The organism is Bacillus sp. L_1B0_5, assembly GCF_000836715.1.
GTDB classification, from domain to species: Bacteria; Bacillota; Bacilli; order Bacillales; family Bacillaceae_G; genus Bacillus_A; species Bacillus_A thuringiensis_S.
This window is the reverse complement of the sequence record NZ_JXIS01000001.1, coordinates 144281-169293: the sequence shown is the minus strand read 5'-3', so window position 1 is coordinate 169293 and position 25013 is coordinate 144281. Positions and strand designations below refer to the sequence as shown.

Sequence of the window (25013 nt, the reverse complement as noted above, 5' to 3'; positions counted from 1 at the left end):
GCAAAATATATTGACAAATAAAAAAGACCCACTTTTTCAACTTCACTAAGTGGGTCCATATAATTCAACCGCCTGGTCTAACATCCATATAATTAGTGTATTTATCCAAAACCTTTCCTTCTAATCCCTTATTAGGGACAAATGGCATCATCATTAAAGTTAACATCACTGAAAATATCAATATTCTCTTCTTCAACTTCATTCCCTCCCACTTCTTGTTTATAATCCATCATCCACTTAATTATAGCAGAATCTTCCCCTCTCTTATATAATTCTCTTGCGCTTAGACTGGAAAAAAAGTAATTGCCTTGAGTAAAGAATTGCTGAAGACATTTATGTAAGCTTTCATTAGACATATCTTGCATTGCCTTAAATAACACAATAAAGTCTTCCTTTTCTTTTTGATAAAAAACTTGAGCATATTTGTCGACGTCAGCCAATACACTAGCCGTCCCGTCTGTTTCCGCAGCATAATACATTTCTACCATTTTCATATTATAAAACGCCTCATTCTCGTAGCCCTGATCACCAATCCGTTTAGATAAATTATATGATTCTTTTACCATTGATAAACATTTCTGTTTATTTTCAAGTAAATAAGACATGCCAATTATATATGATGCATCTGAAATAGCTTTGATACCAACGTTTGCATTTTTAATAATAGAAGCATATTTTCTTGCCATATCTCTATTATTTGATCGTAGATGTACAGGTGCTAAGACTTCGTATACCTTATAAAAATAGCAATGCTGGAGAAAATCCTTACGTCCACCACTTAACTGTTTGAGTCTCTGCTCTATTTCTTTGCCAAGCCCAATCATCATTGGAAACTCTTTAGAAAAATAGTAACCATAGCATTTCATAATGCTAATTAATATTCGCAAACAACAATCTGTAGGTTGTCGTAAGTTATTTATTTCTTCAATCAGTGATTCCCCATCAATCTGCCTTAGCATGTATTGATACAGTATTTCGTAAACATCCACAAACTCCTGAATACTTCCTTTATCTTTTCGATATTTTCCTATCAAACGTTTTAACAATTCAATATCCCTAGTAATCGAAGCGTACTCAAAGCTTTGTTTGATTAGTTCTGTTGTATCAACTTTCAAGCAGAAATCACGCATTATAGTTTTGTAGTTTTCATCCGGCAACGTTAATACTTGCGACAATTTCAAGAGACTACAAAAACTAATTGTCCCACTTTTTTTGAACTTAGACATATATTGAGGACTTACTCCAATAGCCTCAGCAACACCCCCATATGTTAGCTCTGGGCTATTGTCAATTAATTCACAAATTTCAACGTGTAGCGGCTTCAAAGTATTCTTCCCCCCATCCGGTAACATAAAAAGCCCCCTTAATTTTCTCAACTCAGAACACATTTTAAAATTACTAGGTGTGTGTTACACTGACGAAGAACTCGTATGATGCAAATGTTTGTCCTAAGGTAGCTAGGATGAACAGTGTGAAAGGCTTTGTTAGTTGTACCTCTTACACACGCTCTGCGAGTTTTTATGCTTTTATTTATTTTGTTTTTTACGATTATTCTGTCTATTAATTCTACAGAAACCTATTTACTGTATACAGAGCTAATTTTAGCATGGGCTCATATTCTATTCCACACTAAAATTTATTTCTCAATATAACTTCTGAGAAAAATGTTGAAAATATTTGAATGCAGTTTCATATGTTTTATATTCGTAATGAGCATTAGTTCATTTTTCAATATATTCTGCTAAAACCCATGTAGAAACCAGCCATTTTTTAACAATTTCACCCCACCAATTTGAAAATATATTATAATATGACAAGAAGTAAATGTTTGAATTTCTCAATATGCGTCAAGACATTATTATGTTACTATGATTTTATCCTTACTTGTATCATCCTGATTGGTTTCCCTACCAATCTTCTCCACTATTATTAGTGGGGAGTTTTTAAGTTATATGTTATTAAAATTAAAGTGGTTCAAGTCAAAGTAAGACGCTCAATTCATTTTGAGCGTCTTTTCTTTTGGTAACAAACAAGTTATAATCTACTCAATAAATTGAATTATAGATCTTTATTTATACAGGAGGGATTCTTATGGTGATTTACAAAGATAAAGAACGAGGAACATATTTCTTCGTCGTCAGAGTCCGTCAGTTTGATGGCACTCAAAAACAAGTGAAACGTCGTGGGTTTAAAACAAAAAAGGAAGCTCGTGAAGCTGAAGCTAAAATGTTAGTTGAAAAAGAAACAAATTCAAACTTAACATTTGCTCAAGTTGCAGATAGTTATTTTGATTGGTATTGCCAAAGACGAAAGCACACATCAATAAACGTTATAAGAAATATAATATACAATCATTTAATACAAGAATTTAACAAAATCAAAATTGACCAGATTACGGCCAAACACATTATGCATTATCAAAATAAAATTATTAACAACTATTCCGCAGACCATTTAAAAAAAATTCATACTGTACTCTCTTCCATATTCAACTTCGCAATTAAATTTCATGGATTAACAAACAATCCTGCACGCATTGCTGGAAATTTCGAAAAGGAATCGAATAAACGAATGAATTTTTGGGAGTTTGATGAATTTCATCAATTTATTGATAGTGTAGACGATTTATTATATAAAACTTTTTTCTCGACACTTTATTATAGCGGTGCTAGAAAAGGGGAGCTACTAGCTTTAACTTGGGAAGATATCAATTTTGAAGAAAAAACAATAAATATAAATAAAACAGAGTTTAACAGAAAAATTACAAAACCAAAAACAAAATCCTCAAATAGAATTATTATGTTACCATCTCTTGTAATCGATTTATTGAAAAATTTAAAAGAGCATGCTACAGTAAAATCACCTATCAAAATTAATTACGTTGTGTTTGGCGAATTTTATACTAGCATATCAGCAAGCACTCTCGATAGAAAGTATACAAACTATGTACTTAACGCTGGTGTTAAAAGAATTTTGTTACATGAATTTAGGCATTCCCATGCATCATATCTAATTAACAAGGGTGTAAGTCCACTTATAGTAGCACAACGTCTTGGTCATTCAGATGTGGCTACAACCCTAAATACGTATAGCCACCTATACCCTTCAAAACAAGCAGAAGTAATTGCATTTATAGAAGAAGATTTAGTAAAAAAGGTACCAAAATGTTGCCACAGGGTTTAAAAACCCTGTTATAATCACATTAAGAAACACTGTGACCATGTAATTCAGCAAAATTTGAAATATCATGAACGATTTCGCTTGAAAGTACTGATTTATGTATAACTTCTTCCCTACATTTTATATGTGCACCATTTGCTGAAATAAACGTATTTATGCCTAGTTCCTTAAATTGTGAGCATAAACTATATGGTCTTCCAGTTGTAACAACTACGTGAATCCCCTTATCTATTAATCTTTGTACCGCTTCTTTTGTACTTTCGTGCATACTTCTATCAATCTCGCTTAAAAGCGTACCGTCAACATCAAAAAATGCAACTTTGTACATAAGTCTTTACATCCCGTCCAAATGATTCGTATCATTAATGAAATGTACCGTTTTTTGTTCACCCTCAATTTCAATTAAACTTATTCCCGTATCTCCCATTTTGAAATAGTAGTCCATTGAAATTGGCATATTGAAAAATGCACGTAATAGACTATTAATTACGCCTCCATGGGCAACAATCGCAATTCGATTATATGTATTCTCTGTCACAATTTTAGAAAAAATCCCTTCTATTCTCATTCGAAACTCAATAAATGACTCTCCGTTTTCAAAACGGTCATGAAGAAATTTTGGCTCTGGATATTTCTTTGCTTCTTCAAATGATAAGCCAGCTTGTATTCCATTATTAAACTCCATTAATTCCTCTTCTAATTGAATTGGACAACCAATTGCTTCTGCTAATGTTTCACCCGTTTCACGAGCGCGTTTTAATGTACTTGCCCAAATGAAATCTGGTGAAAAATCTTTTTTCACTTTCTGTACAAGTCTTTGTACTTGTTGTCTCCCTTTGTCAGTCAACTCAAAATCAGCACGGCCTTCATGTACATGTAAAATATCAGCTTCTGATTCTCCGTGGCGTATTAGTAGTATTTGCATGTTTCTCTCTCCCTTTATTTAACATTCATAAAATTCCATTATATCACATTTTAAGATTTCAAAATAAAAAAGGAACGGTCTCCCGTCCCTCATCCATTCACTTTTTCCGCATCATTCCAATAATATTTACTAAACGCTTCTGTTAACACATCAATTGTGTTATATAATTCATCTAACGTATTATCAACACCACCAACTTCAATTAACATCGCATTTTTCGATAAATCTTGGTTATAAACGCCATTTCCATCTTTTTTATACTTTGGAAAAATCCCTCTACTTAAACCGTAATAGTTTTCATCTAAATAACTATTGATGGCTCTTGCAATTTTTTCATTTTCAGCACGGCCTTCATTTTCCATCCCAATAATAAAATATAATCTTGCATACGATTTCCCGTTAATTACTTTTGTTGTTACCTTCTTACGCTGATCATCACGATGTATATCAATCGGAAACGCAATTTTATTATTTTGTGCTAATGCCCCTTTTACATATTCATGAGATGCTTTATATGACTGATACCATACCCACTTTTTACTCGCTAATAAATCACCCATATTCGTTTTATCGTGAATTACTGGAATTCCTTGCCCCTCAAGTTGTTCCTTCATACGTTTTCCTAGTAAGGACACATTTACATCTGGGCTAGATGGATCAGTTGCCCCTGGTAATAATGGAAAGAAGGATTCCCAGCTATGTGTATGATAAATATATACTGCACTTTCACCTTTTTTCGCTCCGTTCTTTTTCTGAACCGGATTATTCTTTTCCGCTTCTGTAACTTTATCTTTTGCTACTTCCCGTTCTTTCGTTACTTCTTCAATCGGTACACTAGATTCATTTGGGATATTCGTCAAGTTTGTCCCTTCCCCAGCTACGATAATATTAGAATAATACTTTGACATACCAGGTACTTCTTTACCGACGAATGTTCTTAAATCTTTAATTTTCAAATCTGTCGCAATAGAGAACATTAAATTCCCAACTGACTCTCTTTTATTCTGCTTAAAATAATCAAATCCGTAATAGCGATTCTCACTTTCTATCATTTGAACAAAACCTTGCATCGATACTTTTCCAAACCATTGATTTGCATAATTCGATTTCATTGTATGTAAAAGTGACGTCAAAATCGACGCTATTATAATTACTATTAGCGCATATAAAAGGAGTAACGAAATTAGTTTCTTCCCATGTATTCGAGTTGCATACTTTTTCACTGCATCACCTTCTTTATACATGGATATGTACAAGCTTTTCGGAATATACGCACAAAAAAGAGAAATGGTATCCCATTTCTCTTCCTCACTTTTATTGTTCTTTTTCTGTATCATTTGAAGGTAGTTTCTTCGCTTGTTTTTCTTTAAATATTTCTCCAATTGCCCCAAGAGTACCAAGTGTTTCAATTGCATTAGACGGAATAAAGACTTTATTTGCTGGTCCTTTTGCAACTTCAGCTAATGATTCGAATGATTTGTAAGCAAGTATGCGCTCATCCAAATTCGCTTCACGAAGCAATTCAATACGGTTTTGTTCTGCTTTTGCGATTTCTTCAATTGCTCGAGCTTCCCCTTGTGCCTCTAATTCTTTTGCTTCTCTTATACCTTCGGCTTCGCGAATACGCGCTTCTTTATCCCCTTCAGCCATCAAGATTTTACTTTGCTTTTCCCCTTCAGCACGAAGAACTTTATCTTGTTTTGCTGCTTCAGCTTCTAAAATAATTGCACGTTTATTACGCTCAGCCTTCATTTGTTTTTCCATTGATGCTTGCACATCTTTTGGCGGGTTAATATCAACAACTTCGACACGTTCAATACGTACGCCCCATTTTTCTGTTGCTTCATCAAGCGCTAAGCGGATTTCTGTTGAAATTTTTTCACGACCAGATAACGTTTCATCCAGTTCCATTTTACCGATGATTTGACGCATCGTTGCTGAAGTAATATTACGCACACCATATTCATAGTTTGAAATACCATATGTCGCAAGTTCTGGTTCAACAATTTGATAGAAAATAATTGTATCTATTTCTACTTGAACATTATCTTTCGTAATTACCTTTTGCGGTGGTACATTCGTTTGTTGAATACGTAAATCGTGATATACACGAACGCGATCCACAATCGGGATTAAAATATTTAATCCTGGGTGCATTATACGTTGAAACTTACCAAATCTTTCAACAACCCCAACTTTTTGCTGAGGAATAATTTTAATTGTTAATGCGATAAATGTAACTACAATTAGCGCGAATATAATCGTTAACGTTAATGCTACCATATTTATTCACTCTCCTTTTTCACTTGTAATATAGTACTATGCCTCTTTATAACAACGACTCTTTCTCCAGCATCAATTGAAGAATCTGCAATAGCTGTCCAAGTATCTCCATCCACCTTCACAATACCATTCGCTTCATTTGTAATCGCTTGCATAACAATCCCTTTTTTACCAACAAGCATATCTACTGTATCAGTAAAACCTTTTGCTTCTCGAAAGTTTTTTGAAATTCTTTTCGTAAAGAATGTCAAAGTTAAACTTACAATTGCCCCAACAGTAACTTGTAACAGTAGTGCATCAGGAGCAAACAAAGCAATAAGACCTCCGACAACAGCTCCAATTCCAAGCCAAAGCATGTAAAATGTAATCGACAACATTTCTGCAATAAATAAAATACCAGCTATTATAAACCAAATTACCCAAGCAGCCATATGCAACCCTCACTTTCTTTCTCATTTTCTATATGTATATGAAGAAAAGAATGGTTTATCCGCCCTTTCTTACACTTGGGCGTTTGCTACAAGCTATTGTACATATTCACTGTTACAATGATTATTAATATAATACTATATCAATATATTCTTCATTATACATGAAAATTCCTTTCAAAAAGTGACAAAAAATTAAATTCTTTTAAAATTTTAATTTTTAAATTACAATTATTCTAATTACTAAATACTATTTTTTTATAGAGGTGGTATTCTTATTGAAAAACCTGTCACTAACCTACTATTTAGGTTGCAAAATATGCATTACTCTCGCTGACATCGTATATGTAATGATTATTACAACTCATATTTATATAGCAACTAAATCAGCTACTATTACTGCTCTTTTTCCATTATTACAAGTTATCACAAATCTAATTGCTAACATCTCTGCACCGCTTATGATAAATCGTTTTCCACCTTATACGTTGTTATATACGCTACAATGGCTAAAAACAGTCTTTTTACTATTATTAATGATTTTGTTCCCGGTCTTATCCACAAACATTATAGCTCTATTAACTTTTATTTTTTTCATTTCATTATGTAGTGGGTGGAGTGCTCCATTATTATACGGCATTCTTCCGCGCCTTACACCGAAAGAAAAATTAGTAAAAGTAAATAGTATCTTTTCCTTTTCAACACAAATTGTGCAAACCGTTGCTTATTCATTTACGGGTGTTATCGTTCTTCTCATTGGCGCTACTTCTACACTCATGATTAATAACATTTTGATGATTTTCGGATGCATTGCATTACATTTTTCATTACGTACCATACATACTGAACGAATAGCAGATCCCCCCTCTTCCAAAAGTACTATTTTATTGGAAGGTTGGAAACTCTTATTTCAAAATCCTTCTCTCCGTACCGTTACATATATGGACTTAATTGAAACTTTCGCAGGGACAATATGGATTGGTGCTATTACGATGGCATATGTTACGACTATCCTTCATAAAGGCGAGGAATGGTGGGGATATATTAATACAAGTTATTATGTTGGCACGTTAATCGGTGGTCTATTGGCATGGAAAATGAGTTCCTATATTCAAAACAATTTAATACGCTCCATGTCGATAGGCTCTCTTATGTTTAGCATTCTTACATTTTTATATGGTATGACGAGCAGCGGATTTATTGCGCTTTTCCTATGTGTTCTAATGGGACCATGTTATCAAATTAGAGATATTTCTCAAACGACAGTTTTACAATCAAGTGTCGCCCCTTCTTTATTATCAAAAATGTATACAGCACATGGTGCCCTTCTTTCAACAGCTTCTGGTCTTTCTATGCTTAGCGTTGGCATTATTACTGATATGTTCGGTGTTCGTACAATTTATATCATCGCTTCTATTCTTATTTTATGTTCCGCTTGTTTATCTTTTAGTTTATTAAAATATCATAAAACAGAGCAGAACGATATTTCACTTTAATCACTAAAACAAAAAGGACAGGCATTCCCTGTCCTTTTTGTTTATTCTATTCATGACAAGTTTGGGATTTTTCTATGTTTTGTCGCCTGTTCAAAAGCGTAAGCTAGCTTAATTAATATCCCTTCACTAAAGGCAGTACTTGTAATCGTAATTCCAAAAGGTCTCCCGCTTTCCATATACCCAGCTGGTATTGCTATAGACGGATAACCCGCTTTCGCACATATAGTAGAACCTATATAGGAAGGAAACAGTATCGCATCAAGATTATATTTTTCCAATGCAAAATCAATGCCTTGTTCTTGAGAAAAATATATATCTTCTAATCTCGCATTTAAATATTCTGGATTTCGTAACGTATTAGGAAAATCTTTTCTTCCCTCTAACTTAGTTTGTCCATATTTTAAAGCTCTTTCTGCCATGTTTTTATTAATCTCCATTAACTCCGAAATAGAATGTACCGGAATAATAGAACGTAATTTAGAAAGATAGTTATCTAAACTATGCTTCAGTTCATAAAGCGGAACTCCCCAACTCCATTCTCTATGAAAAGAAGGAATATCAATATTTTCTACTACTGTCGCTCCTTCATTACGTAATACTTGGATCGTTTCTTTAAATAATTTTTCATCGTACTCACCATTTTCGTAATAATCTTTTGGTGCATCGTTAAACACACCAATTTTCGCTCCATTTAAACCATTAGCAGCCAGGTAAGATGTATAATCCTGATATGCCCTACCTTCACTTTTATGAGTTGCTACATCTTTCTCATCCACTCCAGTTAAGCTCCCTAGTAAAATAGTGGCATCTGTTACTGTTCTAGCAAATGGTCCAGCTGTATCTTGCGAATAAGTGAATGGAATAATTCCTCTACGACTAATTAAACCGACAGTCGGTTTAATGCCAACTACAGAGTTTTGAACAGCCGGACTCAAAATAGAAGCGTCTGTTTCTGTCCCAATAGATACTACTGTAAAGTTAGCAGCAACTGCTATCGCAGAGCCTGTGCTTGAGCCACCAACAAACATGTCATCCTTACCTGTTCCGTATGGATTGATTGTTTGACCACCTCTTGCACTATATCCAGCCCACATTTCAAAAGACATTGCATTTGCTAATTCTGTCATATTTGTTTTTCCTATTATTACTGCTCCGGCTTCTCGTAATTTTGTAACGAGAAATGCATCTTCACTACTTATATTTTGTTCTAGAGCAATCGTACCTGCACTTGTATGCATGGAGTCATTCGTTTCAATATTGTCTTTAAGCAAAACAGGTATACCATGTAATGGACCCCTTATACCTTTTGTCTTTCTTTCATAATCTAACGCTTCTGCAATAAAAATAGCATCTGGATTGATTTCTAAAATAGAATTAATTTCCGGTCCGTCTTGGTCATACTTTGCGATTCTATGAAGATAATACATCACTAATTCCTTTGAAGTTAACTGCCCAGATTCCATTTCGGTTTGTATATCATGAATTGTTAATTCTTTTTTTAATACTGGATTAAACTGAATCTCCATTTATATTCTCCCTTATAGCAACTTTTTTGCGTATACCCCTTACTTTTTCATCTTTTCACCCCCAACTATTCCAAACTAATATTCCTTTAAAGAAATTCAATTTATCTATTCAAAAAGCCTTTAATTTCCCGAAAAATAAAAAGAGTCTGAAACGAGTGAACTTTCGCTTCAGACTCTTTTATTACTTTACATATATCTCATCTAATAAGTGTAAAAACTCTCCTTGTTTCCCTGCTAATTCAGGGCATTTTGCAATATTAACCCATTCGTAGCTAAACGCTAAACCTTGATCTTTCTCACCAGCACTTACTATATGCTCCCATGTATCTTTTACATCAGTTAGTAAAGTTACATGAAAAAAGTGACGTTTTTCATATTCCTGTTTTTCCTTCACATGTATAATGTAATCTGCTAGGAAACGCTCTATGCATAAATGGCGCAATCCGGATTCTTCCTGTACTTCACGCAATATAGCAGCTTCTAGCGTTTCACCTTCATCAACCGTTCCCCCTGGCACTTGAATACCAGCTTCATGTATATCACGATGTTTAAAAACAAGTAATTGCATAACCCCCTCTTTTTCTCTTGTAATATATGCATATACTTTTTTCTTATATAACATCGTCATTGTACGTCTCTCCCCTCAATTGTTCAATCTGTTACTTCTTCAAGCGTCAGTTGATTATCATACAAATATGTAGCTTGTGGATTTCCCACATACCTTACGTGCCACGGTTCATACCGATAGCCCGTAATCGTTTCTTTCGCTTTTGTGTATCGAATCACAAAACCAAATTTATGGGCATTTTCAGAAAGCCACTGACCTTCTTTCATCTCCCCAAAAACCGTCTCTAACTGAAATTTAGCAGATTGAGACGTAATATCCATAGCTAGTCCAGTTTGATGCTCACTTGTGCCAGGAACCGCACTAGACATTGCTGTTTTTGCTTCCCCGTCTTGTTTTTTATACATCGTATTTAATGCTTTTTGTCGATCAAAAGATCTAAATCCAGAAACTGCAAAAAGGAAAATACGCTCGTTGTCAGCCTGCTGAAACATATCCTCAAGCGCCCTCGCTGCCTCTTTTCTCATCTTTTTCTTTTCTTGATCACCTTCACTAGAGTAGCGCACTTTCGGAATAACTAAATCTGGCGGTCTATACCCATCTGGTAAACGCCTACTTTTATTCACAAGTACAAGCATTGAATTCGGATTATTAATTACCGCAATATCCCCATCCATATTAGCAATCGTTTCTTTCGCTTTCGGAAATATGTTATTTACACTTACTTCTCGCGCCTGCTTATCCTTATACATTTTATAATTAATTCCTGCTACTCCAACAATAAGTATCACCGCTACGATACCAAGTAGTGCCCATCTTTTTTTCATATAACGACCTCTTATTTTAATAATTTGGCCATTTCATACTCATCGATGCCCTTTCCATCGATAATAAGAGCAGCTTTTTTGACACCTTCTTTCTCAAATCCAGCTTTTTTATATAGTGCCTGAGCTCTTGTATTGTGGGCCATTACTGTTAATTCTAAACGCCATACATCATGTAATTTTGCCCACTTCTCAACCTCTTTAAACAATCTCGTCCCAATACCTCGCCCGTTATACTCTTGCAAAATACCAATTACAATGGTTGCCACATGCCTCTTTCTTTGAATGTTATTTCCATTCACTAATATAAAACCTACTATCCTCTCATCTTCAACTGCTACAAATATTGTTGCATATTCATTTTCTATAAATCGCTGGATCATTTTTTCTTGTTGCTCAGCTGTAGTTTTCCTTTCTCCTGGTTCATATAACATAAACTTCGTTTCTTCATCTAATTGCTTACTTAATTGCAAAAATGATGCTGCATCTTCTACTTTGATCTCCCTAATCACCTAAATCACCCTATCAATTTCATATTATAAAAATTTTCCTTGTAAAAAGATTTTCTCTGCCATTTCAAAAATCCCTTTCTAATTCTCCTATTATAATTAGACAAATTTCGATATTGCTATAATAATTATTAATCATGTCCATTTTGTGACATCTTGCTATCCACATTTCAAACCAACACAAAAAACGTAAGTATTACACTTACGCTTTTCCAAGATTGAAGTGAGCTAATAATTATCGATAGATACCCTGGCTAATTCAAGTTTCACTTTATCCATTCACTTTTTCTGCCTGCCAAAAATATTCACCAAATGCTTTAGCAAGTGCATCAATTGATCGATTTAGTTCTTCCTCTGTATTATCTACACCGCCAGCTTCAATTAATATCGCTTGTCCTGATAAATCTTGATTATATATTCCATTTCCTGTTTGGAACCCTTTTTGAATGACACCACGACTTACTCCTGGATATTTCTTATTAATCGCCTCATGTAAGGCGGTTGCTAATTGTAAGTTTTTTTCATAGTTTTTGTTGCCTTTCCCTACTACAAATGCAAGCTTCGCATATGATTTATCTCCAATTGTTTTTGTCGTGACATTCTTCCGAGCACTATCACGATGCAAATCAAAAAAGTATTGAAGATCTTTATTGCCAGCCATAGCTTGCTGCACAATTTCTCGAGACATCTTATACGAACTATTACTGTTTAAACCTTTACTTATTAACTTTTGACCAACATCACTCTTATCGTTAGTAGCTCCAATTCCTTCACCTTCTAGTTGTTCACGGAAACGATCTCCTAATATAGAAATATTCGATACAGAACTTGTTGCTTTATTCGGATCTGGGTCATTCGTTAAGTTAAGTAAAGGTAAATAAGATTCCCAGCTATGTGTATGATAAATAAACGCAACTTGTCTTTTCCCGGTCGTTTGGGACGGCTGTTTTTTCTCTTTATTCGTATCTTGTTTAGGTGCTTGTCCAGTTCCACTAGTCCGTTCTTTCACTACTTCTTCAAGAGGTACACTCGATTCTATCGGTAAGTTAGAATAGTTTGTCCCCTCACCCGCAATAACAATTTCTGTATCGTACTTACCAAACCCGGGAAGCTCTTTCCCGACAAAACTGCGTACATCATTAAAGCGAATATTTGTAGCCATAGAAAAGAGAAAAGAAGAAATTGAAAAATCTTGATTCAAATTTCGATACTCCTGTGTAAAATAATGATTCTCTTTTCCAAGTACGTACATATAACCATTCATCGATAACTCATTTAACCAATTATATAAATACGTTGACTTCGTCTCTTTCATAGAGGTTACCATCATACTAATAAGAAAAAAAGTCGCTAGCACTGTAGTAATAACAAATAAAACTAACTTACGCATACTTGTAAACTTCATAAAAAAAAAGCCCCGATTCATACTATCACCTCTCTATTTCAAGTTATGTACAAGCCCTAGAGAATAGACCGTTAAAATTTCGGCTATATTGTTAATGAGGTGAAATGAATTGAAGCTATTAATAGGAATATTACCAATCGCTCTATCATTCATTTTTTATTTGTCCGCTAAGCATCCAAAAGTCTCTATTGTGCTACATATTTCTGCGTACTTGGCACTGTATGTACTCGGTACAATTATTTCCATTAATATATACGATGTTTTAATACAAGATTTAGTTTTCATGACGAGCATTCATGGGATTTTACTGAATCCACTTTTCCTTATTGCAGGAGCGTATATAGGAACATACACGTTGTACCTACTTATGTCTCACATTATTATAAAAATAAAAAATGGAGCGTAATGAAATGCAACCACCATTTATCTGTCATACATGCAAAAAAAGAATTGTGAGAAAGAAAGATCTTATTACCGCCACATGGTACTTCCGCTTTTATTTATTTCACAGTGATTGTTTTAAACGACAGCAAGTGTTCATCTCACGATTTATCCCTGTGAATACACTTTTCAATTTCTTTCTTATTATGTATGGACTTATTTTTGGCAGCATTCTTATGATTACAGAACCATCTATTATTTGGCTGATTTTCTTATTTCCCATTTTTTATCGGTTTCTTTCTTATTATTATATTGAACGTTTTTTCTCTACATATCGTGCAGACTGACCTCTCGGAATACTTAAACATTCCCACTCATTTTCTTTTAACATCTTCCCAATGTAAATAATCTGACCAATATGCAATGCATAATGAGAAATTTGCCTTTCAATTGATTGCATGACAGTATGTGCTTCACCGCGAATGTATACCGTCTTCATTAAGTGCTCCGGCGCTAAAGTATTCATCGTATTAAAAACACATTTCCATCCTTCTTGCCAAGCTATAAGGGCTTCTTCTTTTGAATGATAGCATCCCTCAAATTCACCATCTCGATTACGATCGGTTTTTTCACCATCAGACGTTAAAAAATCCGTCCATCTAGAACGCATATTACCGTGCAGATGCTTTATAATAATCGCTATACTATTTGTTTCTTCATGAGAAGACCATTGTATTTGTTCATATGATAATTGAGAAAGTGCCCGTTCCCCTTGCTTCTTTGTTGCTTTAAAGTTCGAAATCGCACATTGTAAATATTCTCGTCCGATATCCATATTAGCCCCTACCTTCACCCTAGCTAATTTTTGTTCCATTTGGCAATTCCATATCAGGCTGAAGTAACACAACATCACCAGCTTCAGGAACGCCGCCAAGCACAAGCACTTCTGATTTGAATCCAGCTACACGCTTCGGTGGAAAGTTTACAACAGCAACAATTTGTTGACCGACTATATCTTCTAGACTATACCTTTTCGTAATTTGAGCACTTGACTGCTTTATTCCAATTTCCCCAAAATCAATTGCTAGTTTAATCGCTGGAACTCTCGCTTCTTTAAATTCCTCTGCATGTATTACAGTTCCAATTCGCAAATCCAAGTTTAAAAAATCTTCAAAATTAGCCATTTTATCATTCCTCCCAATTATTACTTAGACAAAATACAAAAATCCCCTTCAAAAAAAGAAAGGCGCCTAAGCACCTTTCTTTTGTAATTCACTTGATTCATTTGATTTATAGAAGAAGAAACCGAGAATCCCACCAATACATGATGGAATTAACCATCCAATTCCTTCGTTATATAACGGTAACATTTGTAGTACATTAGAAATCGCGTCAATTTTAATTTTCGCACTTTCTAAACCGTTAAAGAAACTAATTAACAATGCACCTAAAATAGCTCCAATATAAATTGTATTACGCTTCCCAATCCACTTATGGAAATACGAAAGTACAATTAATACAATTGCAACTGGATAAATGATCATTAACACAGGTAATGTTACTGCGATTAATTGTGTTAAACCTAGGTTAGATACAATTAAACTAAATACACATACCATTGTTACAATCGTTTTATGCGAAAGTTTTGGGAATAAGTTTGTAAAGAAACCCGCACACGCAGATGTTAACCCAACAGAAGTGGTTAAACAAGCGAGTATAATAACAAGCCCTAATAAAATTTTACCACTCGTCCCATATAGCTCATTTACAACATTCGTTAAAATAAGACCACCGTTTTCTGAGACACCAAGTGATGTACTTGTTGAACCAAGATAAGCAAGTGATAAATAGATTAACGTTAAACCAAGTACAGCAATAATACCTGATACTACTGTTATTTTTGCAATTTGGCTACTCTCTTTTATCCCTTTAGAGCGAATAACTTGTACAACGACAATTCCAAATACGAGAGCACTAATTGCATCCATCGTTAAATACCCTTGAATAAATCCACCAAAGAAAGCATTCTCTTGGTAAGCAGCTAACGGCGCAGCCGGCTCTCCAATTGGATCAATAATTGCCTTTCCGACAATAACAGCAACAATTAATACTAATAATGGAGTAAGAAACTTCCCAAACCAATCCACTAATTTAGATGGATTTAATGATAAATACCACGTTATTCCGAAGAAAACTATCGTGAAAAGAAATAGCATGTACCACTCTGAAACCATTGCGTCTGATAAAAACGGCTTCATACCCATTTCAAACGAAACAGCTCCAGTACGCGGAATCGCGAAAAATGGTCCAATTGCTAAATAACTAATCAATGGGAAAATAAACGCAAATATAGGGTGGACTCTAGAAGATAGCGCTTTCAAGTCCCCCTCTACAAACGCGACAGCTGTTACAGCTAGTAGGGGTAATCCGACTCCCGTTACAAGGAATCCTATTGTAGCAATCCAAACATTCTCTCCTGCTTGTTGACCTAAAACTGGCGGGAAAATTAAATTTCCTGCTCCTAAAAATAATGCAAATAGCATTAAACCAATTGCTACCGTATCACCTGGCCTTAAACGTCCCTTCATGCTCTTCATTTGCATAGCACTTTTTCATTGTTTATCTCTATATTTTACAATATGCTATGCATCCTCCTCTCTGCTCAAGATGATAAAATATGCCCCTTACAAAGCAGTGTCTTTCTCCATAATTTCTCCATTCCCCTTATTTTTACTCTAATCATTAATACAATTGTTATTTTTGAATTTTGAGTTTTTTGAATTTTTAAATCATTAGAGTGTTATTACGTGGAGTATAGTTGTCAGACCTCTTTGTTTTTATCACACATATAGTAACATATTTAGTTGCAAAATAAAAACATATTTTCAAATTGATTTTTTTGAAAATCGAAATTATCTACATTTTTTATTCTCTTACACAAATATTGTTATAATCTCACCTATTACCCTGTCGTTATTTTAAAATAACTTTATACACGTAACATAACAAAAGCCATCTAAGATAATTAGATGGCTTTTGTTATGTTACTCTATCGTTTCAACTTCACGTGGATTTTTCATCTCTTCCACATATACAACTCTAAATCCGTGATCTTCTAAATCTTTCAATAATGTCTCTAATTCACCGTCGTTAAACTCTTCTCCTAATGTAAACATAATTCTACGAACTAATAAGGCATCATTATCAAAAGTCATCAAACTTTGAATACCAGTGTATTTCTTTAAAACTGTCGATAACTTTTGGATTGCTCCATTATAGTCTTGCGTTCCAATCATGACAGAGTATTTACTAGAGTGAACGCCCCATGCATCCTCTAATAACTCAAAAACTTTTTTATGCGTTAAAATTCCAAGGAAAACCCCTTTTTCGTCAACTACTGATAAATAAGGCAGTTTTTTTATTGTAAAAAATACTTTAAAGAAAGAAGAATCTTCTCTCACAAACCCTTCTTTATCGTTTAATAATTGCATTACACTCTCGTCAAGTGATCCTTTATATTCTAAAATATCTACTTTATATATATTTCCTAAAAATTTCTCTTTTTTTTCATCTAAAACTGGTACACAACGATACCCCGTTTTATTTAAATGCTCTAACGCTTCCCCTATCGTAATCGAACTTGAGCACAGTAAAACTTCCCTTTTCGGCACGTAATTCCCTTTAATCCTCATAAAAAGCCTCCTTATGTTAAAATACTTTCTGTGCCATAACTATATTATATTTTCAGAAAAAAATAAATGATTTATTTTATTTTTCTGAAAATTATTCATTTTCTTGTCATAATTTATTCATGAATCCTTCACTTGCACTTTCTTCAGCATCCAAAACCCTCCTTTTGAATTCTGAATCACTTCAATGTATCATTGTACGGACCTAATTGTTTTTTAGAAAAGTAATGATTTGTCTCCTTACTTTTCATTAACATATTTCCTTTTATAATTAAAAAATAGGTAGCTATTAGAAAGTAGATCCCCCCAAATAACCAATCCAAATTTGTAGCCAGATTGTGTAAAAGAATATATCTCATATATACATAACCAATTGGAACATGTAGTAATACAACCGCACCTAATCCCGGATTATATATTGTTTTAGCTTTTATATTCGCAAAAATACCATGCCATATGAATTGAAAAAATCCCATTAAAATAGGTGCCAACCCAAGCCATATTATATTTTGAAAGAAAACCGGGAGTAAATAAAAAACATACGCAATCAAAATATTTATTACCATAGCAGATTGCGTATTTAATGGATAGCGATCTGGTATATCACTTTTAAATATAACTACATTAAACAGACCAGCAAAATAACCTGGCCAACGATACTCTTCAAATTGATGCACTAAAATGGCCACAAAACTTAACCCTAACAGTACTTTTATTTCACTCATTTCTCCCAAATTCGCGACTAAACAAACAACGACAACAATAGCAACAACTAACCCTATATCACACCAATGCTTTCTAAAGAAACTAGCCACCTCTATCACCCACTATCTCAATTTTTATAAAAATAGCGTTCAAATAGGAAATCAATCTGTTTTTCTACAGATGGTACTTTTATATCTGCCCCTGATTCGAGAATTGGCATCATTAATGTAGGAAGAAAAACGGATCCAAATATTTGCACCGTCATCATCATTAAAATTTCCTGATCCGTTTCATTTGTTATCTCGCTCAAAATATTCTTCACTTTACTGAACCCTAGCCTCTTCAAAAAATCCCCATATTCGTATTGAGATATAAATACCGTAGTTCCCATTGCAATAATCTTCCTAACTAACTCCGGATATTGCCGAATTACTAGTACATAATCCAATAAAAATATTTTTAATCTTTCTTTTGCTGGCACTGTAATATTATCTAAAATAGAAAAAGTGCCTTGAAAGCTAATTAATAAAACTCTAATCGCCTCACTAATTAACTTTTCTTTTGAACCAAAATGGTAATTTACTAGCGCTATATTTACATCTGACAATGCTGCAATTTTTCTTATCGTTATCTTTTCAAAACCTTCTTTTTTAATTAATTCCAATGTTGTATTTAAAATCTTTTCTTTCGTTGATACGTTTTCATTCCCCCCCAATTTATCTCCCCCTCTAGAATTTATCAGTTAAACAACGATTTAAACATCGTTTAATTTTATGGTATCACTTTCCAATTTTAAAAATCTATTTAATCCTTTCGACATTTCCCTACATTCTCTTCATTCCATACAAAAAGCTTGAAAATACAAAACTGTTCACGCTTTTTGTATTTGTACTGTTACATACCAGTTTCTGCTTTATATTCCACACATAAAATAGATTTCTAAATACAATTTTAAATTATCCATATGCCAATACATGAAGAAAAATATATTGTAACTTGCTCCAAAAACGGCTAAAATAAGAATAAGAATTTTCTGAATATTACAAGAGTAGGTGGTTTATATGTCCTTATTACGCTCACATATATGTAAATTTATAATTGGTGTTATTGTTATTTTTGCCATAAGTCCTATTCCAGCTCTTTTTATTACACACAATTACTCTTATCAAAATGGATTTATTAGCATTTTTCAAAACTTCGCACAGCTTTCTTCTATATCAATTCCAAAGGTTGATTGGATGCATGAATCTATCTTTTTCTCAGCAAATCAAATGATACATACTTCTAATCATTCAACACCATTATTCCCTTACATATGGGAAATATATTTTATATCGATTGTTCGTTTTACTTTTACCCTTGCGATCGGATTTTTCATAAGTTTGGGTATCGGCCAATTATTTTTCAAAGTACCTAACTCGTTTAAAAAGTTGACTACTGTATTGAATTGGATACCTTACTCTTTTTGCACTGTAGTATTACAATGTTCAGTCTTATTACTACTTCTATACGTCGCACAATTTATAAACCTTCCTTACTACTCATCTTTTATCATCGTATGTAGTACTTCCATGATTATCGTTATGCAAGCAGTAAAAAAATGGATTCCTTTCTTGAAAAACACAAATGAATATGAAATAAAACATGATTCTTTTCTTGTGGATACATTGTTTTTGGCGCTTACTTCGAACCATAAATCAATTTTAGGTTCCATCATTCTTTCATTCGTTTTTATGGAATGCGTTTTTCATGCAAGTGGACTGTTACAATTTATCGTTCAATTTGGCGGAAATTCACCCATAATTGTTACAATCGGCTTATTACTACTCTATATCCCATATAGCATACTTTCTTTCCTTCAAACACTATGGACCACAAACTACTCCAAACAACAGTCATACACTTTAACGAGAAGCGTTCCAAAACCTTAATTGAAATAACCCTCTATAATCTAAAAGTAGGGGGTTATTCCTTTTGTATAGCGGACAAAATAACAGCAAATTCAAAAACTATTACAGAAACATACCAATATTTGCCCTTTTCCTTTGACTATTCTTTTCATTTAGATTTATTATAAAAGTATAACATAATTGCAGGAGGTGACATCTTTATTCCAAACCTTGGAATGGAGAACACACTTGGACATATTAAATATTTTTCTCATCTTTGTACTTATTCTTATTTCTGGCTTTTTCGTTGCATCAGAATTCGCTGTTGTAAAAGTACGAAAAAGTCGAATTGACCAACTTGCAAATGAAGGTAATAAACAAGCTTTAGCTGCAAGAAGCGTCCTATCTAATTTAGATGTTTATTTATCAGCTTGTCAGCTCGGGATTACGATCACTTCTTTAGGGCTTGGTTGGCTTGGTGAACCGACTGTGGAACATATACTACGACCGCTCTTTGAAAAAATTAATATTACTGGAACAATGGCTAACACTTTATCTTTTGTTATTGCTTTTAGTGTTATTACATTTTTCCACGTTGTATTAGGTGAGTTAGTTCCAAAGTCTTTCGCAATTCAAAAAGCAGAAGCAATCACACTCAAATTTGCAAAACCACTTATTTTATTTGATAAAATTATGTATCCATTTATTTGGTTACTCAATAGTGCAGCTATATTTTTCACAAAACTACTCGGATTAGAACCTGCCAAAGAAAATGAACTTGCTCATTCTGAAGAGGAATTGCGACTCATTTTAGGTGAAAGTTTTAAAAGCGGTGAAATAAACCAAACCGAATATAAATATGTAAATAACATTTTTGAATTTGATGATCGAGTTGCGAAAGAAATTATGGTTCCTCGTACCGAAATGATTTGCTTATCTACTGAAAATACGTTAGAAGAAAATATGGATATCGTCGCAACTGAAAAATATACACGCTATCCAATCATTGAAAAAGATAAAGATGATATCATCGGGATGATCAATACGAAAGAAGTATTCCATGATCAAACGAAAGGTATTTATAAACCACTTGAATCTTATATACATCCTGTTTTAACAGTATTTGAAACAGTTCCAATTCGTAAAACGTTAGTCCATCTTCAAAAAAATCGCGTTCAGATGGCAATCGTTATGGATGAATATGGTGGCACTGCCGGACTTTTAACGATGGAAGATATTCTTGAAGAAATCATTGGAGAAATTCAAGATGAATTCGATGCGGATGAATCACCTATGATTGAAAAGCGTACACCTAAGCTTACTGTTTTAGATGGAAAGGTGCTCATTTCTGAAGTAAATGATATGTTTGGCCTACATATTGATGATAGTGATTTAGATACAATTGGAGGATGGCTTCTCTCTCAAGCAGTTGACTTAAATATTGAAGCTGGTTATTCCATTGAATATGCTGGTTTTCAATTTAAAGTATTAGAACTTGATGGACATCAAGTCAAAAAAGTTGCTGTACATAAACTAGATATTAAAAAGGAGCTATAAAGTGACTGTTTTATTAACAATTTGTATCATTGCCTGTTTCGTTGTTTCATTTCTCGCCTTTATTTATCCCATTATCCCTGGCATACTAGCTGTCTGGGCTGGATATTTAATTTACCATTTCGGTATAAATGGAGGAGAATTAACAACTTCTTTTTGGATTATTCAAGGCATTTTCACTCTTTTCATTTTCGTTGCTGATTTTATTGCAAATGGATATTTCTTAAAAAAATACGGTAGTTCTAAATGGGGCGAACGTGTCGGAATGATTTCTATCATTGTCGGATCGTTCTTCTTCCCACCATTCGGACTTATTATCATACCGTTCTTGTCAGTATTTATAACAGAACTAGTGCATAAAAAAGCGCCAAAAGATGCCTTTCTAGTTGGAGTCGCTACTGTAGTTGGTTTTTTAAGCAGTACAGTAGCGAAAGCAATTCTCCAAATCATTATGATTGTCATCTTCTTGTGTTATATCATCTTTTAACCATCCCGACTTCGGGATGGTTTTTTAATATGCAATACCTACTCGACTATTTTCATATATGTTTTTCTTACATAGATCCCATGCAAAGTGTGCTGTATCACCCACTGTAATTTTTGATCCACCTTCTGGCAATATATCTTTTTCAGTTCGATATACCTCTGTCGCCTCACCGTCTATTAAATGTGTCGGACAAACAACTGTCCAACATAAATTATTACTATTACTTAGTACCTTATATGCAGCCAAATGATCTTCTGCTGCTGTTGTCGTTTTCCTTTTTGATTCCGTTGATTGAAAACGATATAAATTTAGATCCGTTCTTGCTTGTAAAATACCAGCTGTTCCTATTGTTATGATCTTATGAATCCCTTCTTCTTCCATTTGGTTAATAATTTGTGGCATACTCTTCGCTAATGTTCCATTTCGATCCGTTCCAAGTGCACTAATTACTATATCGCTTCCTTCTATCGCTTTTTTTATATCATTTTCGTTCAGTACATTACCTTCTATCACTCGTAACCTTTCATGTTGTATTTCTATTCTATTTAAATCACGCGCTAATGCAGTCACTTCAGCTGAATCCTTTAATGCTAAATTAATTATGTTTGAACCTACTCGTCCTGTTGCTCCCAATATACATACTTTCATTTGTTTTCCCCCTCTTTCATTCTCTTTCTATTTTTCAATATTATCAATCAATTTACAACAAAAAAGCTTCCTCATATATGAGAGGAAGCTTTATTATTACTTTATTTCTTCTCTTTAGAATCAGTAGACTTCTCGGTTCCGCTTGTTTCTTTATCCTTTTTGTCCTCTTGTTGTGTTGTTGTGTCGTCTTCTTTCTTCTTGTCCTCACCTTTACTACAACCTACCATTAATAAAGAACTTGCAAGTGCCATAGCAGTTAATGATTTAACCCATTTGTTCATTTGCGTTTCCTCCCTGTGATAGAATATGTACAACCTCATATTACTCTCTATTTTTAAAGGAGAGATTGAAAAACAGTAAATATACGGTAAATTTTTGTAAATTTTCTGATAACAAAACCTAATTTAAATTTATATATTTCATTTCCAATCGATACACAATAAAACTAGTTTTTTTCTCTAAATGGACATAAAAAAACTAAGGCGCATACCATTCCGCCTTAGTTTCTCATGCAAACTTTTCATTTTCATTTTCATATAGATGTGTAATCTTATATTCCTTCTTCATAACATATTGCCACACACTATAAGCGTAACGGTTCATTTTCAGGAAACAATTTTCCAAAAATGAGCGGAACTCCGGATTAGCAACTTCCACTGCAACTTGAGCAAACTTTAGAGCTAATCGTTTTAAGTGCGCAATATAACATGTTGCAATATGAATATCCCCTGTATATTTACTAACTGTTTCCTTTTCCATTTCACGCAAACCAAACTCCGTTGTTTCACAGGTTATATGCTGCACATTCTCTCCTTCTTGAAAATTTACTTGTTCATTATATGCTTGTAACATATATGGTAAATGGTGCTGTAATAGATTTTTTAATTCTTCGTCTCTGACCTTTCCAGCATACTCTCCAACCTTGTATATTAGCATATAACTATATCTCATTAATTCTTTCATACAATCCATGAAAGTGACTCCCTTCTCTAGGGTCTATATGTTATAAATATGATGCTAAAACATTCGCTATTCTTGCTAAAAACCAATCCCATCTACTAATTTTCTCAAAATCTTCTTCAGAAAATCGTTTTGATTTATGAAAGTCTACCTTTAATCGACTCCATACTTCATCAACAACTGTTTTATCATATATGATACAGTTAGACTCACAATTTAAATAAAAACTTCTATTATCAAAATTCGCTGTCCCAATATCAACAATTTCTCCATCAATGATTGTTACTTTCCCATGAAAAAATCCATTTCGATATTGATAAATCTCCGCTCCAGCATGTAACATATCTTTCAAATATGGATAGGCAGCTTGTTTTAACAATATGGCATCACTTTTAAATGGCACGAGAATTTTCACATTAACACCACGATTTAATGCAGCTTTTAACTCTTTCACCATTTCTTTACTTGGTACAAAATATGGTGTAGCAATAATTAAAGACTTTTTAGCCTTTTTTAAAAGTGCCCCATACTTTTCCCATAAGCCTTTTCCATTTGAAAATAAATATTGATATTTTACATTCCCTAATGTCGGTATACTTTCATGTATAGGCATTTTTTCTCCTGTATCTTCTTTCCAATCTTCGGCGAACTTTCTTTCCATATCCGCTGCACCCTCACCATGGATGCGCACGTGATAATCACGCCATGGCCCAAACTTCGGATCTTGTCCAAGGTACTCCTTCCCGATATTAAAACCACCGACGTATGATACCTTTCCATCTATTGTAACAATACGTCTATGATTTCGTTGATGCAAAGAATAGAAAACATTTTTCAGTTTCGGTTTTTTACTAAATGTAAACTTCACACCGTTTTCCTTTAATCGACTAATTACCTTTTTCTTCAGCTTATATCCACCTATCCGATCGACTGACAATTTCACTTCTACTCCACTAGATGCTTTTTTCTCTAATAACTGTAAAAACTCTTGGCTTATTTCATCTTTTCCTACAATATAAAAATGGATATATATATACTTTTCTGCTTCGTTTATATCCTCAAATAATTTTCTATATAACTCTTCACCGTTCGTATATAGTTGAAATTCACCTAATCGAACTTGTCCTAATTCATATTCACTAGCCATTTCCTTCCCCATTTCCACATCGATGTTCATCCAAATGAATACACCTATTAAACAAAGGATTATAGCGAAAAAGTGCTTCATGGATAAATTCCTTTCTCCACTTACTGTTATTTCTATATCTTCCCTTTTTTATTACATTATCATTCAAGAAAATATGTCATTGCATGATATATGTCCATATCAAACAATAGCTCATTTGCATATTGTATGTTGTATCTTAAAATAAAAGGAGGAAATAACAATGGGCTTCGCACATGGTAATGGATTTGCGCTATTAGTCGTATTATTTATCCTCTTAATCATCGTCGGTGCTGCTTGCTTCTGCTAAGTAGCTACTGTCATATGATATGTGGATGAAAAAACTATAAAAGCGGACACCTATTTTTAGGTGTCCGCTTTTCATTTTAAAACC

General features: G+C 33.7%; 28 protein-coding genes and 1 pseudogene. 8 read left to right on the top strand and 21 right to left on the bottom strand.

The window, feature by feature from the left end:
- Window positions 1-131: 131 nt before the first annotated feature.
- Window positions 132-1352: an AimR family lysis-lysogeny pheromone receptor gene (locus tag RT27_RS00855; protein WP_043935068.1), complete on the bottom strand. Its 1221-nt coding sequence runs from the start codon at window positions 1350-1352 to the stop codon at window positions 132-134.
- Window positions 1353-2091: 739 nt separating this feature from the next.
- On the opposite strand from RT27_RS00855, the gene RT27_RS00850 reads away from it, so the two are divergent.
- Entirely contained in the window at window positions 2092-3183 is a 1092-nt protein-coding gene (locus RT27_RS00850) for a site-specific integrase (RefSeq protein ID WP_000237493.1), read from the top strand.
- A 22-nt stretch (window positions 3184-3205) separates the two neighbouring features.
- Here the strand turns inward: RT27_RS00850 and RT27_RS00845 are convergent.
- From RT27_RS00845 to RT27_RS00825, 5 genes and pseudogenes are all read right to left on the bottom strand, one after another.
- Window positions 3206-3508 (bottom strand): annotated as a pseudogene (locus RT27_RS00845) (HAD hydrolase family protein); the annotation flags it as partial.
- A gap of 6 nt (window positions 3509-3514) precedes the next feature.
- The gene (locus RT27_RS00840; RefSeq protein WP_016081933.1) at window positions 3515-4105 is read right to left on the bottom strand and encodes a histidine phosphatase family protein; all 591 of its coding nucleotides are present in this window, start codon (window positions 4103-4105) and stop codon (window positions 3515-3517) included.
- Window positions 4106-4194: 89 nt separating this feature from the next.
- On the bottom strand, window positions 4195-5442 hold the full coding sequence (locus RT27_RS00835) for a stage II sporulation protein P (RefSeq protein ID WP_016081934.1): 1248 nt from the start codon (window positions 5440-5442) through the stop codon (window positions 4195-4197).
- Window positions 5420-6388 (bottom strand): SPFH domain-containing protein, encoded by a 969-nt coding sequence (locus tag RT27_RS00830; RefSeq protein ID WP_016081935.1) that lies wholly within the window; start codon window positions 6386-6388, stop codon window positions 5420-5422. Before RT27_RS00830 ends, RT27_RS00835 begins: the two co-directional genes overlap by 23 nt.
- Before the next feature lie 2 nt (window positions 6389-6390).
- Window positions 6391-6819, bottom strand: coding sequence for an NfeD family protein (locus tag RT27_RS00825; RefSeq protein ID WP_016081936.1), 429 nt, complete (start codon window positions 6817-6819; stop codon window positions 6391-6393).
- Window positions 6820-7094: 275 nt separating this feature from the next.
- On the opposite strand from RT27_RS00825, the gene RT27_RS00820 reads away from it, so the two are divergent.
- The gene (locus RT27_RS00820; protein ID WP_043935067.1) at window positions 7095-8312 is read left to right on the top strand and encodes an MFS transporter; all 1218 of its coding nucleotides are present in this window, start codon (window positions 7095-7097) and stop codon (window positions 8310-8312) included.
- A 50-nt stretch (window positions 8313-8362) separates the two neighbouring features.
- Here RT27_RS00820 and RT27_RS00815 read toward each other — a convergent pair whose 3' ends face one another.
- From RT27_RS00815 to RT27_RS00795, 5 genes are all read right to left on the bottom strand, one after another.
- Window positions 8363-9838, bottom strand: a complete 1476-nt coding sequence (locus RT27_RS00815) for an amidase family protein (RefSeq protein WP_043935066.1) — start codon at window positions 9836-9838, stop codon at window positions 8363-8365.
- Window positions 9839-10019: 181 nt separating this feature from the next.
- Window positions 10020-10466: an NUDIX domain-containing protein gene (locus RT27_RS00810; protein WP_043935065.1), complete on the bottom strand. Its 447-nt coding sequence runs from the start codon at window positions 10464-10466 to the stop codon at window positions 10020-10022.
- A 23-nt stretch (window positions 10467-10489) separates the two neighbouring features.
- The gene (locus tag RT27_RS00805) at window positions 10490-11230 is read right to left on the bottom strand and encodes a M15 family metallopeptidase (protein ID WP_043935064.1); all 741 of its coding nucleotides are present in this window, start codon (window positions 11228-11230) and stop codon (window positions 10490-10492) included.
- 11 nt (window positions 11231-11241) lie between these two features.
- The gene (locus RT27_RS00800) at window positions 11242-11739 is read right to left on the bottom strand and encodes a GNAT family N-acetyltransferase (protein WP_016081941.1); all 498 of its coding nucleotides are present in this window, start codon (window positions 11737-11739) and stop codon (window positions 11242-11244) included.
- Between the two features lie 268 nt (window positions 11740-12007).
- On the bottom strand, window positions 12008-13162 hold the full coding sequence (locus RT27_RS00795; protein WP_016081942.1) for a stage II sporulation protein P: 1155 nt from the start codon (window positions 13160-13162) through the stop codon (window positions 12008-12010).
- A gap of 88 nt (window positions 13163-13250) precedes the next feature.
- Between RT27_RS00795 and RT27_RS00790 the strand changes: the two genes are divergently transcribed.
- Together RT27_RS00790 and RT27_RS32610 are read left to right on the top strand one after the other, a co-directional pair.
- The gene (locus RT27_RS00790) at window positions 13251-13547 is read left to right on the top strand and encodes a hypothetical protein (RefSeq protein WP_043935063.1); all 297 of its coding nucleotides are present in this window, start codon (window positions 13251-13253) and stop codon (window positions 13545-13547) included.
- A gap of 4 nt (window positions 13548-13551) precedes the next feature.
- The gene (locus RT27_RS32610) at window positions 13552-13869 is read left to right on the top strand and encodes a hypothetical protein (RefSeq protein ID WP_048565052.1); all 318 of its coding nucleotides are present in this window, start codon (window positions 13552-13554) and stop codon (window positions 13867-13869) included.
- Here the strand turns inward: RT27_RS32610 and RT27_RS00785 are convergent.
- The 6 genes from RT27_RS00785 to RT27_RS00760 all read right to left on the bottom strand — a co-directional run bounded on the left by RT27_RS00785 (window position 13830) and on the right by RT27_RS00760 (window position 18631).
- Window positions 13830-14396, bottom strand: coding sequence for a DUF1572 domain-containing protein (locus RT27_RS00785; RefSeq protein ID WP_043935062.1), 567 nt, complete (start codon window positions 14394-14396; stop codon window positions 13830-13832). The two genes, RT27_RS32610 and RT27_RS00785, sit on opposite strands and share 40 nt — an antisense overlap.
- Window positions 14377-14706, bottom strand: a complete 330-nt coding sequence (gene csaA / locus RT27_RS00780; protein WP_043935061.1) for a chaperone CsaA — start codon at window positions 14704-14706, stop codon at window positions 14377-14379. Before csaA ends, RT27_RS00785 begins: the two co-directional genes overlap by 20 nt.
- A gap of 66 nt (window positions 14707-14772) precedes the next feature.
- A complete protein-coding gene (gene brnQ, locus RT27_RS00775; protein WP_172452177.1) occupies window positions 14773-16125 on the bottom strand; it encodes a branched-chain amino acid transport system II carrier protein in 1353 nt (450 codons plus the stop codon).
- A 441-nt stretch (window positions 16126-16566) separates the two neighbouring features.
- Window positions 16567-17214, bottom strand: a complete 648-nt coding sequence (gene cbpA / locus RT27_RS00770) for a cyclic di-AMP binding protein CbpA (RefSeq protein WP_001220528.1) — start codon at window positions 17212-17214, stop codon at window positions 16567-16569.
- 176 nt (window positions 17215-17390) lie between these two features.
- The gene (locus RT27_RS00765) at window positions 17391-18035 is read right to left on the bottom strand and encodes an HXXEE domain-containing protein (RefSeq protein ID WP_016081948.1); all 645 of its coding nucleotides are present in this window, start codon (window positions 18033-18035) and stop codon (window positions 17391-17393) included.
- An 8-nt stretch (window positions 18036-18043) separates the two neighbouring features.
- On the bottom strand, window positions 18044-18631 hold the full coding sequence (locus tag RT27_RS00760; RefSeq protein ID WP_043935059.1) for a TetR/AcrR family transcriptional regulator: 588 nt from the start codon (window positions 18629-18631) through the stop codon (window positions 18044-18046).
- A gap of 346 nt (window positions 18632-18977) precedes the next feature.
- On the opposite strand from RT27_RS00760, the gene RT27_RS00755 reads away from it, so the two are divergent.
- The 3 genes from RT27_RS00755 to RT27_RS00745 all read left to right on the top strand — a co-directional run bounded on the left by RT27_RS00755 (window position 18978) and on the right by RT27_RS00745 (window position 21846).
- Complete coding sequence (locus RT27_RS00755; RefSeq protein ID WP_043935058.1) at window positions 18978-19847, top strand: hypothetical protein; 870 nt, start codon at window positions 18978-18980, stop codon at window positions 19845-19847.
- A 207-nt stretch (window positions 19848-20054) separates the two neighbouring features.
- The gene (locus tag RT27_RS00750) at window positions 20055-21362 is read left to right on the top strand and encodes a hemolysin family protein (protein WP_016081950.1); all 1308 of its coding nucleotides are present in this window, start codon (window positions 20055-20057) and stop codon (window positions 21360-21362) included.
- 1 nt (window position 21363) lies between these two features.
- Window positions 21364-21846 (top strand): DUF456 domain-containing protein, encoded by a 483-nt coding sequence (locus RT27_RS00745; protein ID WP_016081951.1) that lies wholly within the window; start codon window positions 21364-21366, stop codon window positions 21844-21846.
- 24 nt (window positions 21847-21870) lie between these two features.
- Here RT27_RS00745 and RT27_RS00740 read toward each other — a convergent pair whose 3' ends face one another.
- From RT27_RS00740 to cls, 4 genes are all read right to left on the bottom strand, one after another.
- The gene (locus RT27_RS00740; protein WP_043935057.1) at window positions 21871-22494 is read right to left on the bottom strand and encodes an SDR family oxidoreductase; all 624 of its coding nucleotides are present in this window, start codon (window positions 22492-22494) and stop codon (window positions 21871-21873) included.
- A 101-nt stretch (window positions 22495-22595) separates the two neighbouring features.
- Window positions 22596-22775, bottom strand: coding sequence for a hypothetical protein (locus RT27_RS00735; protein WP_001045960.1), 180 nt, complete (start codon window positions 22773-22775; stop codon window positions 22596-22598).
- Window positions 22776-23001: 226 nt separating this feature from the next.
- A complete protein-coding gene (locus RT27_RS00730) occupies window positions 23002-23466 on the bottom strand; it encodes a spore coat protein (protein WP_043935056.1) in 465 nt (154 codons plus the stop codon).
- Window positions 23467-23497: 31 nt separating this feature from the next.
- Window positions 23498-24682, bottom strand: a complete 1185-nt coding sequence (gene cls / locus RT27_RS00725) for a cardiolipin synthase (RefSeq protein ID WP_043935055.1) — start codon at window positions 24680-24682, stop codon at window positions 23498-23500.
- A gap of 160 nt (window positions 24683-24842) precedes the next feature.
- On the opposite strand from cls, the gene RT27_RS32605 reads away from it, so the two are divergent.
- Window positions 24843-24929 (top strand): YjcZ family sporulation protein, encoded by an 87-nt coding sequence (locus tag RT27_RS32605; protein ID WP_000505094.1) that lies wholly within the window; start codon window positions 24843-24845, stop codon window positions 24927-24929.
- Window positions 24930-25013 lie beyond the last annotated feature (84 nt).

Coding starts and splice junctions, on each gene's coding strand:
- RT27_RS00855 (WP_043935068.1), bottom strand. CDS start 1,352: ATGTTACCGGATGGGGGGAAGAATACTTTGAAGCCGCTACACGTTGAA.
- RT27_RS00850 (WP_000237493.1), top strand. CDS start 2,092: ATGGTGATTTACAAAGATAAAGAACGAGGAACATATTTCTTCGTCGTC.
- RT27_RS00840 (WP_016081933.1), bottom strand. CDS start 4,105: ATGCAAATACTACTAATACGCCACGGAGAATCAGAAGCTGATATTTTA.
- RT27_RS00835 (WP_016081934.1), bottom strand. CDS start 5,442: ATGATACAGAAAAAGAACAATAAAAGTGAGGAAGAGAAATGGGATACC.
- RT27_RS00830 (WP_016081935.1), bottom strand. CDS start 6,388: ATGGTAGCATTAACGTTAACGATTATATTCGCGCTAATTGTAGTTACA.
- RT27_RS00825 (WP_016081936.1), bottom strand. CDS start 6,819: ATGGCTGCTTGGGTAATTTGGTTTATAATAGCTGGTATTTTATTTATT.
- RT27_RS00815 (WP_043935066.1), bottom strand. CDS start 9,838: ATGGAGATTCAGTTTAATCCAGTATTAAAAAAAGAATTAACAATTCAT.
- RT27_RS00810 (WP_043935065.1), bottom strand. CDS start 10,466: ATGACGATGTTATATAAGAAAAAAGTATATGCATATATTACAAGAGAA.
- RT27_RS00805 (WP_043935064.1), bottom strand. CDS start 11,230: ATGAAAAAAAGATGGGCACTACTTGGTATCGTAGCGGTGATACTTATT.
- RT27_RS00795 (WP_016081942.1), bottom strand. CDS start 13,162: ATGAATCGGGGCTTTTTTTTTATGAAGTTTACAAGTATGCGTAAGTTA.
- RT27_RS32610 (WP_048565052.1), top strand. CDS start 13,552: ATGCAACCACCATTTATCTGTCATACATGCAAAAAAAGAATTGTGAGA.
- RT27_RS00785 (WP_043935062.1), bottom strand. CDS start 14,396: ATGGAACAAAAATTAGCTAGGGTGAAGGTAGGGGCTAATATGGATATC.
- csaA (WP_043935061.1), bottom strand. CDS start 14,706: ATGGCTAATTTTGAAGATTTTTTAAACTTGGATTTGCGAATTGGAACT.
- brnQ (WP_172452177.1), bottom strand. CDS start 16,125: ATGCAAATGAAGAGCATGAAGGGACGTTTAAGGCCAGGTGATACGGTA.
- cbpA (WP_001220528.1), bottom strand. CDS start 17,214: ATGAGGATTAAAGGGAATTACGTGCCGAAAAGGGAAGTTTTACTGTGC.
- RT27_RS00755 (WP_043935058.1), top strand. CDS start 18,978: ATGTCCTTATTACGCTCACATATATGTAAATTTATAATTGGTGTTATT.
- RT27_RS00740 (WP_043935057.1), bottom strand. CDS start 22,494: ATGAAAGTATGTATATTGGGAGCAACAGGACGAGTAGGTTCAAACATA.
- RT27_RS00735 (WP_001045960.1), bottom strand. CDS start 22,775: ATGAACAAATGGGTTAAATCATTAACTGCTATGGCACTTGCAAGTTCT.
- RT27_RS00730 (WP_043935056.1), bottom strand. CDS start 23,466: ATGGATTGTATGAAAGAATTAATGAGATATAGTTATATGCTAATATAC.
- cls (WP_043935055.1), bottom strand. CDS start 24,682: ATGAAGCACTTTTTCGCTATAATCCTTTGTTTAATAGGTGTATTCATT.
- RT27_RS32605 (WP_000505094.1), top strand. CDS start 24,843: ATGGGCTTCGCACATGGTAATGGATTTGCGCTATTAGTCGTATTATTT.